Source organism: Acinetobacter minutum (assembly GCF_035916735.1).
Classification (GTDB): domain Bacteria; phylum Pseudomonadota; class Gammaproteobacteria; order Pseudomonadales; family Moraxellaceae; genus Acinetobacter.
Genome location: NZ_JAQIHG010000008.1, coordinates 79997 through 94815, shown reverse-complemented (window position 1 = coordinate 94815; position 14819 = coordinate 79997). Strand labels below are relative to the sequence as shown.

Genomic DNA, 14819 nt, shown 5'->3' with positions numbered 1-14819 from the left:
CTTTTGACCGTCTGTCTTCGGTGTTTGTCTCAAACACGGTGCATGAAGAAAACCAGCCATCGCATCTCAAACTGACCAATGCCTCAATTCCGGTGAATGTAAACTTGCCAAAATGGGATGAACCGGCACAGCGTTACTGCCCTGCTGGGGTGTATGAGATTGTGCAGGAAGAAAGTGGTCCACGTTTCCAGATCAACTCGGCCAACTGTGTGCACTGCAAGACCTGTGACATCAAGGATCCTTCACAGAACATCACCTGGGTAACGCCAGAAGGTGGTGGTGGTCCGAACTATCCAAATATGTAAGGGATAATACCACCTTCACTGTAAAAGCACAGCTTTTACACTTGCGGCACGGCAAAGCGTTGCTTTGCTGATCGTGCCTCAGGTAGTGGTTGTCCGAATTATCCGAATATGTAATCTTCGGGTATTCTTGCGAATGAAGAATATATTCCGCAAGTTCTCATATCCAAATAGATCAGATCAAAAAAATCCCCTTTTCTAAGGGGATTTTTTTGATTCTGGAACCAGAAAGTCTAAGCCTAGAAAATTATCCTTTCTGGATTAGATAACGGTATTCCTTATGGTTGTTTGCATCCAAACTTTCTTCCTGTAACAACAGCTCATGGCCCAAATGCATACAAAATTTGGGAATATCCCAAGAGGTTGAAGGATCCGTGGCCAACACTTCCACCACATCCCCCGATTTTGATTTGCGGATGGCCTGATGCAGCATCATGACTGGCTCAGGGCAGCGTAAGCCACGTGTATTTAACTGAATAGTGGGCGTAATGGGTTGTTCAGACATCAGCAGACTCAAAACAAAAAATCGTCATTATTTTAACATATTCCTTTTTGGCTCGCCTGTTTACGCCCCGTTGTTTTGCTGATCGCTCTCCTTACTATTTTTCATACGGTTTTCTAGATGCACGGCACGGCGTTCTTCGGTATGATTAAATTCATTTTTAATATCAAGAGTCTTTAGGAAAGATCATGAACGAGGAATCAGGCCCGTCGTGGGGGATGCGTGGTTTACGCAAGTGGCTCAGTACCGCACCGGAAACTCGCGACGAACTGTTAAAATTAGTACAAGATTCACGTCGTTTTTTAGAACCTGATACAGTCGCCATGCTAGAAGGCGTGCTGGATTTACCCGCCACCAAAATCCGCGAAGTCATGACTCCGCGTACAGCGATGATCAGCTTGCAAGAAGATGATGAACTGCTGGATATACTGCATGTCCTGATTGAGTCAGCACACTCACGTTTCCCGGTATTTTCATCGGATCAACCCGATAATGTCGTTGGTATTTTGCTGGCCAAAGATCTGCTTCCTTTCCTCACCGAACGCAATCACAAGGTCGATATTCGAGCCTTGATGCGCCAGCCTTTGTTTGTTCCAGAAAGCGCCCGCTCTGACCAAGTCATGCGTATGCTGAAAAACACCCAAACGCATATTGCCATTGTAATCGATGAATACGGTTCTACGGCTGGCCTCGTGACCTTAGAAGATATTCTGGAAGAGATTGTCGGTGAAATCGAAGATGAACACGACAAGGTCGATGAAGAAGCGCAATACATCATTCCCGATCCAAGCCATAGCACAGCCAATGCCTGGATGGTACAAGCACTTACACCAATTGAACATTTCAACACTGTATTAGATGCTGAATTTTCTGACGATGAAGTAGAAACTGTCGGCGGTTTACTGCTTCAGGAAATGGGTCTAGTGAGTGATTTGCAAGGCCAAGTGATAGAGCTTGGCGATTGGCAATTTACCATTGTCGAAGCAGATGCCCGCACTATTCATCTGATTCGAGCTGTACGTAAATGAGAGCCTATTTTGACAAGCTGCTAAGTCCCTCTTCCTCAGAGAAACAGCTGCCACTAATTTTTCCTTTGTTGATTTCGCTCTGTGCAGGTGCCCTGTTCAGCTTTGCGCTGGCACCCTACCATTATTGGTGGATCGCACTGCTCTCTCCGGCACTGCTGTATGCAACACTGAGCAAACGCTCTGCCCGCCAAGCATTCTTTATCGGCTGGTTTTACGGTATCGGCTTGTGGTTTGTCGGAGCATTCTGGCTTTACACCTCCATTCATGTCTATGGCGACACCAATGCAGCCGTCAGTGTCCTGCTAATTGGGATTATGGCCCTGGTCATGGGCTTGTTTACTGCTGTACAAAGCTGGTTGTACCGTCGTTTTTTCCCGGAAACCCCACTAACTTTTGCACCGCTGTGGATTCTCTCTGAATGGTCAAAAACCTGGCTGTTTACCGGATTCCCTTGGCTGTTTGCGGGCTATGCCTTTACCGAGCGTTTTCTCGATGCCTATGCTCCCATTTTTGGGGTGTTTGGCGTGTCTTTCGTGGTGGTCATTCTGGCCTGTGCCGTGGTGGAAATCTGCAAAGGACGTTTCTTCTGGCTCATTCCTTCCGCATTGCTGTTACTCGGTGCATGGGGCGCAGCGCAACTGAGTTTTGTCGAACAGAAACCTGGAAAACCACTCAGCGTTTCGCTTATCCAGGGCAACATCCCACAAGATTTAAAATGGCTGACCGAATATCAGAACAAAACCCTGATGATTTACGCCAATCTCAGCCAGAGCGAATGGGGGCGTGATCTGATCGTCTGGCCGGAATCCTCGATTCCACTCTTTCAAACCGATATTCAACCCTTCTTGCAGGCTATGGCGACTCAAGCTCGGCAAACAGGAACAGCTTGGGTAACCGGTATTCCCTACTGGGATCAGCCAGAATCACAGCAGACCGGTCATGCCATGTACTACAACTCGATTATGGCCAGCGGTCACGAAGCATCGGGACTGTATAAGAAACAGCGCTTGGTGCCGTTTGGCGAATATATTCCCCTTTCCGGCATGCTCAGCTGGGTTTTACCCGGCCTACAAAACGATGTCAGTCTGAGTGGTTTTTCACGGGGTGCTAGAGAGCAAAAGCCACTGCTCGTCCATCGACATCCTCTGGGTTCTGCGATTTGTTACGAAGTGGCATACCCGAATCTGACCCGTCGTAATGCCAGCGACAGCGATTTTCTGGTGACAGTATCCAATGATGCCTGGTTCACGGGTACAGCTGGCCCATGGCAGCATTTACAGATGGTGCAGATGCGTGCCAAAGAAAATGGTCGCTGGTTTATCCGTGCCACCAATACCGGCGTGACGGCTTTTATTGACCATGAAGGACATATTGTCAAACAGGCACCACAGGATCAAGCTACCGTGTTACGCGGAGATTTACCGGCCATGCAAGGACTTACCCCTTACACCCGTTTCAATGACTGGCCGATCTTAGCTTTCGCCCTGTTCCTGCTGATTTTAGGCTGGATCTACCGCCCACGCGTGGTTGATGTATCGTTTAAATCACGGCGCTAAAATACTGCAAACAGAAAACAGAATAAAAAAACCGGGAACACTCCCGGTTTTTTTATCTTTTAAATCCACTCATAGCTCAAGTAGGCCAGCATCATGGCCAAAAACAACATGGGCAACAGCCGGTAAATTTGAAATATCCATTGTTCTTTATGATCACTCAAGTGACTGAACGGCAGCAAACTCACTTTTAAAGCTGTATAGAAGCACACGCTCAGCAAGGCACTGAGTAGCGTCAAGGCAAAAAAGCCCAGTATAATCTGGCTACTACCACCAGTCATTTGCCAAAGCTGCTCAAGTTGGCCTGTTAAAGGCAACAGGCTTAATGTAAGTAAAATTGATTTCAGCAGCGCACGGTGAATGCGATAAGTTTCTTCAGAAAAAATAAAACTTTTCATTCGCCCCTCCCTGCGAATCTGCATGTTACAAATGTAAGTATGTAAGCTTTCCAATAAATAAAAAGTCCATTTTCCTTCATTATTTCAATAAATTGTAACCATCTCGGATACGAATCATTCTTATTCTAAATCGTATATTCAACTACTACCTTAGGGATGTAGGGTCTACATACAATTCTGCACTTATAGGCTCGAGACTTTTTGTAATTTTTTAAGATTCACGATGCTGGATTTATCGTACTATTCGATTACCACCCACTCGCTTTATGCTCAGCATAGAAACTACAACCGAGAGCCAAAAGAAAAATATTTTGTCTAGATGTTGCCTATTTCCATAAAAATCATTCATATTCTTTAACATACGTTGACTGCAGATCTTTTATTTGCAGTCCGCCCCCACACTTCTTAATCCCAGAATTGATGTATATGCCAAATCCTGTTGATGCCAGCGCTGTTGTTTATCGTGTACGTGTTGCTGTACCAGTGCATCTCTATGATTGTTTTGACTATATGCTCAGTGCAGAACAGTATCAGCTGGCTCAACCTGGTGCACGTGTGGCGGTGTCTTTTGGTCGGCAAAATCTGATTGGTCTGATTGTTGAAAAACTGGCGCTGGATACCCCGCTCGATCCAAATATCAAACTGAAAGCCATCACCGAACTGTTAGATGAACAGCCGATCTTAGATGCAAAAGTTCTCACCCTTTTAAACTGGGCCGCCCAGTATTATCAATTTCCCATCGGTGAAGTGATGCAAACTGCGCTGCCTGCCTTGTTACGGCAAGGTAAACCGCTCAATCTGCTGGCACGCACCTGGACCTTGCTGGATCAGCAAGCAGATAACAAGATTAGTCGTTCAAGCAAGCAGCAAGAGGCCTACCGGATTTTGAAATTGCATCCCGTTGGGACTGCAGAAAATATTTTGAATCTGAACGGGATTGAAACCGCAACCCTCAAGGCGCTGGAAAAAAAAGGCATTGTGCAGTGCCTGCTGGAAAACCAGGATTTCTCGCCTGAACCGGTGCAGTTGGCACACATGCCGTTAACCCCCAATCCAGATCAGCACAAAGCCATCCAACAGATTCTCAAAGCTCAGCATAAATATCAGGCTTTTTTACTCGATGGCCTGACGGGGAGTGGCAAAACTGAAGTGTATCTGCAAGTGATGCATGAGGTACTCAAACAGGGCAAACAGGTACTGGTCTTGGTTCCGGAAATTGGCCTGACACCACAAACCATCAGCCGTTTTCAGTCACGCTTCCATTGCCATATGGCGGTTTTACATTCCGGGCTGAATGACAGCAAGCGCTTGAAAGCCTGGCGCGATGCACAAAGTGGCAGAGCTTCAATTATCTTAGGAACACGTTCAGCAATTTATACGCCACTGCCACAGTTGGGTCTGGTGATTCTCGATGAAGAACATGACCTATCTTTTAAGCAACAAGAAGGCTTCCGTTACCACGCACGGGATGTCGCGCTATACCGGGCACATCTAGAAAACTGTCCCATCATTTTGGGATCAGCCACTCCAAGCATTGACAGCTATCATCTGGCAGAACAAGGCAAACTGACCCGTCTTGAGCTGAACCAGCGTGCTGGCAATGCCCTGTTACCCAAAATGCACCTGATCGATGTAAAAATTGCCAAAAAGCAACATGGACTGAGTCAACAACTCATCGAGCAAATTCAACTCCGCCTAGAACGCAAAGAACAGGTACTGGTGTTTCTGAACCGTCGCGGTTATGCCCCTGTACTGATCTGTGAAAGCTGTGGCTGGCAGGCCAACTGCCCACACTGTGATGCGCATTTTACCCTGCATACACAGCCCTACTCACATTTGCACTGCCATCATTGTGGCAGCATTCATCGTCTACCAGAACAATGTCCTTCCTGCCAGCAGACTACGCTCAAACCGATTGGTATGGGCACCGCCAAAGTCGAGGAAAATTTACAGACCTTGTTCCCGCATTACGACGTGATTCGGGTCGACCGTGACAGTACCAGCAAAGTAGGCAGTTGGCAGAAAATTTATGATCGGATCCAGCAGAGTAAACCCACCATCTTACTGGGCACCCAGATGCTGGCCAAAGGCCATCATTTCCCCTATGTTACTCTCGTAGCCATTCTGGATATTGATGCTGGCTTGCTCAGTGTCGATTTCCGTGCCACCGAACGTACGGCACAGCTCATCGTCCAAGTGGCGGGGCGTGCCGGCCGCGGTGAACATAAAGGTGAGGTGTATTTACAGACCCTCAGACCCGATCATCCCTTACTCAACACGCTGATTAAAGAGGATTATCGTGCCTTTGCCAAACAAACCCTGAAAGACCGCAAACTGGCTCTGTTGCCCCCTTACCGCTACGCCATGCTAGTACGCTGTGAGTCACGTCAGCAGGAACAGAACCAGCAGTTCTTACAACAACAGGCCGAGCTGTTGCGCCAACGCTCGAATGGTGAAATTGAAATCTGGGGCCCGATTCCAGCACCGATGGAACGCAAGGCAGGGCGCTATCAAGCCCACATGGTACTGCTCGCCAAAGATCGGGCACATTTGCATTTTTACAGCCGTCCGTGGTGGCAACAACTAGTGCATGAACGCCCTTCTCAGATGAAAATGTCGATTGATGTGGATCCGCAGGAGCTGAGTTAACAATCCCCTACAAATTAATGCCCTATTGTCTAAATTCATGTTTACAATCAAGGGCATTAGAACCCTCCTTTCGAACAGCTGATGTCTTTACTGTTACAAGTCACCATTTTCTTGGGTGCGGCACTGATTCTGGTGCCATTAGGTAAGCGCCTCGGTATTGCCAGTATTCTGGGTTATCTGTTCACGGGCATCCTGCTTGGCCCGAGCGTGTTCAACATTGCCCATGACCCGCATGCGATTATGGAATTGGCCGAGTTTGGCGTCATTATGCTGATGTTCTTGATTGGCCTGGAACTACGACCGCAACGTTTGTGGGAAATGCGCCATTCCATGTTTGTCATGGGTGGCTTGCAAATGCTGCTGAGTGGCATTGTATTGATGCTCGGTGTTTTTTTACTGCTGAATACGACACTGAGTGCCAGCTTCATTCTGGGTTTTGCCCTGGCTCTATCGTCCACGGCCTTTGTCCTGCAAATGCTGAGTGAACAACAGCAGCTCAATACCGTATACGGCCGACAGGCCTTTGCCATTTTGCTGTTTCAGGACATGGCCGCCATTCCCTTACTTGCTGCAATTCCGTTACTGGCTGGGAGTGGCTCCACACATCATGGCATTGCCTATTTTGCCGCGATTATTGCAGCCTTTACCGGGCTATTTCTGTTCAGCCGTTACGTCATGCGCCCCTTTTTCCGTTTCGTAGCCAAGAGTGGCGCAACCGAACTCATTACTGCGGTCGGCTTATTTATTGTGCTGGCCGTAGTCTTACTGATGGAAACCCTGGGAATCAGTACCACCTTGGGGGCATTCCTGACCGGGATGTTGCTGGCCGATTCTGAATTCCGCCATGAACTTGAAGCCAGTATCGCACCCTTTAAAGGATTATTGCTGGGCCTGTTCTTCATGACGGTTGGAATGACCACCCAGCTCCATCTGGTACTGGACAACCCTGAGCTGATTGTGGGTAGCGCGCTATTATTGATGCTGGTCAAAGCTGCCTTGCTGGTAGGTATTGCACGCTACTATCGACGCAGCTGGAGAAACAGCCTGTTACTGGCAACCTGTCTCGCACAGGGAGGCGAGTTTGCCTTCGTCGTGCTGACGGTTGCTCACACTGAAAAGGTGCTGAGTACAGTACTGTTTGAACCGGCAATGCTGATCGTGACCCTGTCTATGATGCTGACACCACTTAGCTACTGGGCCATGCACAAGCTACTCAGCCGCTGGAATACGGGATCGACTCGACCAGATGATTCAATTCCAACAACACAGCATCCAATCATTATTGCCGGTTTTGGTCGTTTCGGGCAGATCGTGGCGCGGGTCGCCCGACTGCAACACATTCCTTTTACTGCAATTGACAACAATCCGCAGCACCAGCATTTTGTCCATCAGTACGGCGGCTCACTGTATTATGGTGATGCCACCCATCCCGACTTGCTACGTTCGGCCGGCATCCAGCATGCCAAAGTGTTTGTGCTCGCAATTGATGATGTCGAAGACTCTATGAACGTCGCCCGGCATATCAAACTGAATTATCCCAGCTTAAAACTGCTGGTTCGTGCACGTGATCGGCATCATGTACATTTGCTACGGGAAATCGGGGTACAACTGATCTGGCGGGAAACCTATCTGTCATCTTTGGGCATGGCCTTGCAGGTTTTACGCGAACTGGATGTACCCGAACAACAGGCCTATGACAATATTGAACGTTTCCGTGACTATGATGAAAAACTGCTGGAGCAACAGCAGAGCATTTTCATGGATCCAGAAAAAATCCATGAATCACAGCGGAATGCCTTGCTTGAACTGGAACAGCTGTTTGAATATGACCGTGAAATCAGCACATCCTCCACAGGTGTCAATTTAACCCGCGGCTTAGAAAATCATCGTATTGATGTAACACGGGATGAACCCAATTGACTTGTGTTTTACAATATCACCACCATTAAGACAGGGTCTTGGAGAATACTATGTCTGATTTACGCCAACGCTTTTTTATTGAAGACTGCCCTGTTCGTGGTGAAGTAGTTCATTTAGAAGAAGCTTTACAAACCATTTTGGGCCAACGCCCGTATATGCCTGCTGTACAAATCCTGCTGGGAGAAATGCTGAGCGCAACGGCCTTGCTGGCCAGCACCCTCAAAATCAAGGGACGCATCAGTCTGCAGATTCAGGCCAGTGGCACCTTTAAATGGGCGATGGCTGAATGTAACCATCTCGGTGAAGTCCGCGCCTTGGCAGATTACGAAGAAGACCCACGTTTTGTTGCTGCAGAAGACAGCAGCGTGGTGCTGAAATCACTACTCAACCCTGTACTGTTTATCAACATCGAACCGGAGTTTGGTGAACGCTATCAGGGCATCGTACCATTGGATCAACCGACCTTGGCAGGCTGCCTGATGCAGTATTATGATCTGTCTGCACAGATCCCGACGCACATTGTCTTGGCCAGCAATGCCCAGCACTCGGGTGGTTTACTGATCCAGTTGTTACCGCGCAACAATGAAGAAGAACAGAAGTTTGTCGATGAAGATCTATGGCCACGCCTGATCATGCTGACACAAACACTGAAAGTGGAAGAATTGACTGAACTGGATCCGAATGAAATTCTTTACCGTTTGTACAATGAAGAAAAAGTTCGTTTACCCGAAGTTGAAGCATTACGTTTTGGCTGTACCTGTTCCAAAGAACGCTGCGCGATTGCCCTGCAACAAATCGGCCTCGAAGCCGTGAAAGAAACGCTGGAACATCAAACCCCAATCGTCATGGATTGTCAGTTCTGTCAGGCTCAATATACCTTTAGCGCTGAAGAAGCCTTGGGCCTGTTTGGCAAGCATGTCAGTTAACCTAGGCAAATACTAAAATACGGCACGAAAAAATCCTGCCGTTTCCCCAAGCCAGTGACCCGCTCACTGGCTTTTTTCATAAATTGAAACAATATTGCACGGCACTCAGCTATGCTTTCTACAGAATAAAACTAATAATCTAATAAAACTGAATGATAAATCATCACCATGACCAAAAATTATTATGAAATTCTCGGTGTCTCGCGGCATGCTACACAAGAAGAAATTAAAAAAAGTTACCGAAAACTCGCCAAAAAATATCACCCGGATATCAGCAAAGAATCAGATGCTGAAGAGAAAATGCAGGCGGTCAATGTTGCTTATGACACATTGAGTCATCCCGAAAAAAAAGCCGAATATGACCAGATGCTCGATCATCCACAAGGGTTCTCAGGTTTTGGTGCAGGTGCAGGACACGCAGGTTTTGATGGGGCACGTTTTTACCGTCAGGGTTATGGTCAGCATGGCAGTGCTTCAGATTTTAGCGGTTTTGAAGATCTTTTTGGACGCTTTGGCAGTGGATTTGGTGGTGGCAACTACCAGTATCAACGTCAACAACACAGTTACCGTGGTGAAGACCAACATGCCAAAATCGAAATTGAGCCCGAGATTGCCTATCACGGTAGTACGCAGAATATTACCTTGCAGATTCCAACCCTGAATGCCTATGGTGAACCCGAAATCCAGCGAAAAACCCTACAGGTCAAAATCCCGAAAGGCATGAAAGAAGGCCAGCAAATCAGGCTTAGCGGTCAGGGACAAAACGGCATCAACGGTGGCGAAAACGGTGACCTGTATATTGAGATCCAATACAAGGACAATGACCGCATCCGGGTCGAAGGCAGTGATGTGTATTACACCGTAGATGTAGCATCCTGGGAAGCGGTTCTTGGACAAAGCATTGAGGTAAAAACCCCGGCAGGCTCCCTGCACGTCCATCTACCGAGAAATGCCAAAACTGGTCAGCAGTTGCGTCTCAAAGACAAAGGGATTCCTGCAAAAATACCGGGACACCTGTATTTAATCTTGAATGTGGTCAACCCGGCAGCACATTCCGAACAAGAAAAACAAGCCTATCAGGCACTGGCTGCGGCCTTCCCTCATTTTAATCCACGGGCAGAATAAGGAGTTGCACATGGTCACGATTCATTATCGCGAAATGATCTGTAACGGCTGTGAGGACATGGAAATTTTGGATAACGATTATCCACTCACACTCCAACAGTTTGCACAGATTTGCGGCCAAAGCCCGGACTGGATTCTGGCTTTACTCGAACATGATATTTTACCCCTGCGCAGCGGTGCCGGGCAGCCTCAATTTATCGGCGAAGATGTTGGACGTGCACGACGTGCATATCGCCTGCAACGAGACTTTGAGGCCAGTTTACCTGCGGTTGCCGTGATGCTGGATCTGCTGGATGAGGTCAAACAGCTACGGCGCCGCATGCAACGGACTACTCCGCCAGATCTTTAATTTTTCGTTTGAAACGACGGGTTTGACGCTTTAAATGCTGGTTATAGCGGTCATAGTCGAGTAACCAGGACAAATTCACGGTTCTCTGCTGGTGCTGCTGGGCCAGCAGATCAATAATACTTTCTTCATGCCCACCAAACAGACGGCTACGATAGAATAAATACAGCAAAATAGCGGTACATAGCAGCATTAAAACCACAATAATCCAGAAACCCTCTTGTTGGTCTAAACCCGGAATATATTGAAAATTCATTCCATAGATTCCGGTGAGTAGGGTCAATGGGGCAAAAATTGTGGTGATGATCGCCAAGATCCGCATGTTTTCATTGGTCTGATTAGAAATAGCGGAAAAATGCAGGTTAATCGCGGCTTGTATCGCGTTGCGTAATCGGGTCACATGTTTCTGGATCCGCTCAACGTGACTGGCCAAGTCATCAATCCGCACCAAGGTAATATCTTGTGGATCATGCAGTTCTTCCCCCATCAGATGTGGATAGTTCTGCACAATTTCATCACGCAACTCTTGCAGAGCCTCGATTTGTTCTTCACACAGATTTTCAATCTGCTGAAATAAGGTCATTTCCTGAAATAACTGGTGCCATTGCTTGAAGCGCTTTTTACCTTGGAGCAATTCACGCTGCCAGTACTCCACCCGCCTGGTCAAAGGTGTCCGTAAATCCAGATAATTGTCCGTCATGCGGTTGAGGATACGCAGTCCCAAATCCAGCGTTGAAGTCGGTAATTTCAGCGGCTTATCATTTTCCGTCTGCTGGACCGAGCAGCTTTTCATCCGCTGTAGATAAGCCTCAATGACCTGGGTTCCTGTTTCACGAAAGGTAATCAATACTTTGGGATTAAAGAAGAAGGCAATCGGTGTCGATGCCAAACCAAAGGCTGTCTGGTCAGGTGATAGAGTTTTATCTTTATAATCAATCTGGTCATCCGGTGTGACCATCTTGCGGAAAATCAGCAGATCATATTCTTCGGTACTGTCAAATGCGCAGGGATGGTCAATATTCAATAGATCACGCAGGTGATATTCATTAATTTTCAGCCCGGTTAAAGCATGAATATCGGCTTTCCAATCCTCTACACGGTCCAGCAAATCTTCGCGGGTATTATCAATCCAGATAAAATCGACAGGATGCTCCTGCTCAAGCTGATCACGCACGAAGGTGTACTGATCCTTACGGTCTTGATAGAAATAAAATATCTGCATGATTTGAATGGATTTTAAAACGTGCTGGAAAAGGCATCATGCCACAAAATGTCTGCTTTGAAAGTAGGCTTTGCTCTACAAACTGTGCAGATTTCGTCACGACCAATCACCTAAAAATGAGCCTCAATGGAACATATTGAACAGAGCCGCACTTGGTAATGATTAGCACGAATGGTGTGCTTGGTGTAGAAGTCTTATTTTTATAGCTTGGCGGAGCCATATTATAGCTTAATTCCATAAAAAAATTAAGGAATTTTACTGCCTGCAGGGTTCAGCAAAAAAACTGTCATTTTTTTGTGACATATTGCATTTTAAAGTTAGAAAATATGAACAATCCAGCAGAGGTAAATCACGAATGTTTCCAGAATACCGTTCTTTGATCAGCAAATTAAAGCAAGAAGATGCCCATTTCCATCGCGTGTTTGAAGAACATAATGCACTTGACCATGAAATTATTCGTCTTGAACAAAACCCGGTAACCGAGGGAAGTGACGAGATTGAGCATTTGAAACGCCAGAAACTCAAATTAAAAGATGAGTTATATGTCATGCTGCGACGCGCTGACAGCGAATAAGGTACATACTTCTGAAGGTTGAATGATTCCCTCAAGCTTCAGATATAAAAAAAGCCCATTTGATGGGCTTTTTTTATTGCGAAAGCTTAAGCCTGCGCGATGTCTTTCATGGTCAATTTGATACGACCGCGGTTGTCCACGTCAGCAACCTGAACTTTTACGTCTTGACCTTCTTTCAGCACGTCAGCCACGTTGGCAATACGCTCATTCGAGATTTGTGAAATGTGCAACAAGCCATCAGTACCTGGCATGATGTTCACGAAAGCACCGAATTCCACAATACGGATCACTTTACCATCGTAGATTTTACCTGGTTCAACTTCAGCAGTTAAGGCCTGGATTTTAGCAATTGCCGCTTGTGCAGCTGCTTTGGTTTCACCAAACACACGTACGGTACCATTGTCTTCGATGTCAATCGCCGCTTTGGTTTCTTCTGTGATTTGACGAATGGTCGCACCACCTTTACCAATCACGTCACGGATCTTGTCTGGATTGATGGTGATCACTTGGAAAGTTGGCGCATGCATGCTGATTTCTGGACGTGCACGAGAAATCACTTTGTTCATTTCATTCAGGATGTGCATACGACCGGCAAATGCCTGGTTCAATGCCACTTCCATAATTTCTTCAGTGATGCCTTCAATCTTGATGTCCATTTGTAGCGCGGTAATACCGTTTGCCGAACCGGCTACTTTAAAGTCCATGTCGCCCAAGTGATCTTCATCACCCAAAATGTCAGAAAGAACTGCGAAACGCTCGCCTTCTTTCACTAGACCCATCGCAATACCCGCAACTGGTGCTTTTAATGGTACACCTGCATCCATCAATGCAAGAGATGCACCACACACAGATGCCATAGACGACGAACCGTTAGATTCAGTGATGTCAGATACTACACGAAGCACATACGGGAAGCGGTCTGCAGCAGGCAGAACAGCTTGTACACCACGACGTGCCAAACGGCCATGACCGATTTCACGACGTTTTGGACCAGACTCACGACCAGTTTCACCTACTGAGTATGCAGGGAAGTTGTAGTGCAACATGAAGTTGTCAGTCTTGGTACCTGCAAGCGTATCGACCATCAACGCATCACGAGTATTACCCAAGGTTGCAGTCACAAGGGCTTGAGTTTCACCACGGGTAAACAATGCTGAACCGTGTGCACGATCAAGTACACCCACTTGTACATCTAGCGCACGAACAGTTTTAGTATCACGGCCATCAATACGTGGCTTACCTGACAAGATGTTGTCACGTACAGTGCGGTATTTCAGGTCTTCAAACAAATCATTCAATTCGTCTGCAATACCAGTTTCATCATTTTCTGGAACGAACTGAGCAACTGCTTCAGCTTTTAATGCATCCAATGCCGCATAACGGTCTTGTTTCACCGCAATGGTATACGCTTCAGAAATTTTTGCTTCAAATGCCGCTTTTAACTGCGCACGAAGCTCTTCATTTTTAGTTGGTGCAACCCAGTCGGATTCTTTTGCACCCGCTGCTGCTGCAAATTCTTTAATCGCTTGTACCGCGATTTGCATTTCATCATGACCAAACAATACTGCACCGAGCATTTGATCTTCAGAAAGTTCTTTCGCTTCTGATTCAACCATTAACACGGCTGAATCTGTACCTGCAACCACCAGGTCAAGATCAGACTGTGCCATTTGTTCATAGTTCGGGTTCAGAACGTATTCACCGTTGATTAAACCGACACGTGCCGCACCGATTGGGCCACGGAATGGTGTACCCGCAATTGCAAGTGCTGCAGACGTACCTAACATGGCGGCAATATCTGCTTCCATTGATTTGTCAGAAGAAACTACAGTCGCAGTGACCTGGATTTCGTTGAAATAACCTTCTGGGAACAATGGACGGATTGGACGGTCAATCAGACGTGAAATCAAGGTTTCCGCTTCAGACGCACGGCCTTCACGCTTGCCATAACCACCTGGGATACGACCAGCAGCATATTGTTTTTCTTGATAGTTAACAGTTAAAGGAAAGAAATCCTGACCTGCTTTTGCAGTTGGCTGAGCAACCACAGCCACCAATACAGAAACACCCCCCATAGTGATCAGTACAGAGTTAGCTTGACGTGCAACACGACCAGTTTCTAAAACGACCTGATGCTGGCCAAATTGGAATTCTTTACGAATAATATTAAACATCGACATGTATTGATTTTTCCTGATTTTATTCTAGTGGAGACCCCTAAGGTTTGGCATTCACATCAACTACATAAATGACAAAGCTTAGAAGCCGACCTCA

At 46.8% G+C, this 14819-nt stretch carries 13 protein-coding genes; 9 read left to right on the top strand and 4 right to left on the bottom strand.

The annotated features are described in order from the left end of the window. Positions 1 to 305: 4Fe-4S dicluster domain-containing protein (locus PAE54_RS05390; protein WP_326518706.1), on the top strand; the 305-nt coding region annotated here is incomplete at its 5' end. A gap of 244 nt (positions 306 to 549) precedes the next feature. Here PAE54_RS05390 and tusA read toward each other — a convergent pair. Beyond that, a complete protein-coding gene (gene tusA / locus PAE54_RS05385; RefSeq protein WP_326518705.1) occupies positions 550 to 807 on the bottom strand; it encodes a sulfurtransferase TusA in 258 nt (85 codons plus the stop codon). 185 nt (positions 808 to 992) lie between these two features. On the opposite strand from tusA, the gene PAE54_RS05380 reads away from it, so the two are divergent. Both PAE54_RS05380 and lnt read left to right on the top strand, forming a co-directional pair. Then, complete coding sequence (locus PAE54_RS05380; RefSeq protein WP_273778325.1) at positions 993 to 1832, top strand: CorC family transporter; 840 nt, start codon at positions 993 to 995, stop codon at positions 1830 to 1832. Beyond that, positions 1829 to 3388: an apolipoprotein N-acyltransferase gene (gene lnt / locus PAE54_RS05375; RefSeq protein WP_326518704.1), complete on the top strand. Its 1560-nt coding sequence runs from the start codon at positions 1829 to 1831 to the stop codon at positions 3386 to 3388. Before PAE54_RS05380 ends, lnt begins: the two co-directional genes overlap by 4 nt. 59 nt (positions 3389 to 3447) lie before the next feature. Here the strand turns inward: lnt and PAE54_RS05370 are convergent, their stop codons facing one another. Beyond that, positions 3448 to 3783, bottom strand: coding sequence for a hypothetical protein (locus PAE54_RS05370; RefSeq protein ID WP_326518703.1), 336 nt, complete (start codon positions 3781 to 3783; stop codon positions 3448 to 3450). 426 nt (positions 3784 to 4209) lie between these two features. Here PAE54_RS05370 and PAE54_RS05365 point away from each other — a divergent pair, with 426 nt between their 5' ends. The 5 genes from PAE54_RS05365 to PAE54_RS05345 all read left to right on the top strand — a co-directional run bounded on the left by PAE54_RS05365 (position 4210) and on the right by PAE54_RS05345 (position 10752). Further along, positions 4210 to 6432: a primosomal protein N' gene (locus tag PAE54_RS05365; RefSeq protein ID WP_326518702.1), complete on the top strand. Its 2223-nt coding sequence runs from the start codon at positions 4210 to 4212 to the stop codon at positions 6430 to 6432. Positions 6433 to 6513: 81 nt separating this feature from the next. Next, positions 6514 to 8352 (top strand): monovalent cation:proton antiporter-2 (CPA2) family protein, encoded by a 1839-nt coding sequence (locus PAE54_RS05360; RefSeq protein WP_326518701.1) that lies wholly within the window; start codon positions 6514 to 6516, stop codon positions 8350 to 8352. 50 nt (positions 8353 to 8402) lie between these two features. Next, on the top strand, positions 8403 to 9278 hold the full coding sequence (gene hslO, locus PAE54_RS05355; protein ID WP_273778319.1) for an Hsp33 family molecular chaperone HslO: 876 nt from the start codon (positions 8403 to 8405) through the stop codon (positions 9276 to 9278). 168 nt (positions 9279 to 9446) lie between these two features. Then, positions 9447 to 10403: a DnaJ C-terminal domain-containing protein gene (locus PAE54_RS05350; RefSeq protein WP_326518700.1), complete on the top strand. Its 957-nt coding sequence runs from the start codon at positions 9447 to 9449 to the stop codon at positions 10401 to 10403. 10 nt (positions 10404 to 10413) lie between these two features. Beyond that, on the top strand, positions 10414 to 10752 hold the full coding sequence (locus PAE54_RS05345; RefSeq protein WP_273778315.1) for a chaperone modulator CbpM: 339 nt from the start codon (positions 10414 to 10416) through the stop codon (positions 10750 to 10752). Here PAE54_RS05345 and PAE54_RS05340 read toward each other — a convergent pair. Continuing rightward, a complete protein-coding gene (locus PAE54_RS05340) occupies positions 10733 to 11971 on the bottom strand; it encodes a magnesium transporter CorA family protein (protein WP_326518699.1) in 1239 nt (412 codons plus the stop codon). The genes PAE54_RS05345 and PAE54_RS05340 overlap by 20 nt on opposite strands. 355 nt (positions 11972 to 12326) lie before the next feature. On the opposite strand from PAE54_RS05340, the gene PAE54_RS05335 reads away from it, so the two are divergent. Next, positions 12327 to 12545 carry an HP1242/YdcH family protein gene (locus PAE54_RS05335; RefSeq protein WP_273778312.1) on the top strand — a complete coding sequence of 73 codons (219 nt, stop codon included), beginning with the start codon at positions 12327 to 12329 and terminating at the stop codon, positions 12543 to 12545. 86 nt (positions 12546 to 12631) lie between these two features. Here PAE54_RS05335 and pnp read toward each other — a convergent pair whose 3' ends face one another. Further along, positions 12632 to 14719, bottom strand: coding sequence for a polyribonucleotide nucleotidyltransferase (gene pnp / locus PAE54_RS05330; protein ID WP_273779386.1), 2088 nt, complete (start codon positions 14717 to 14719; stop codon positions 12632 to 12634). Positions 14720 to 14819 lie beyond the last annotated feature (100 nt).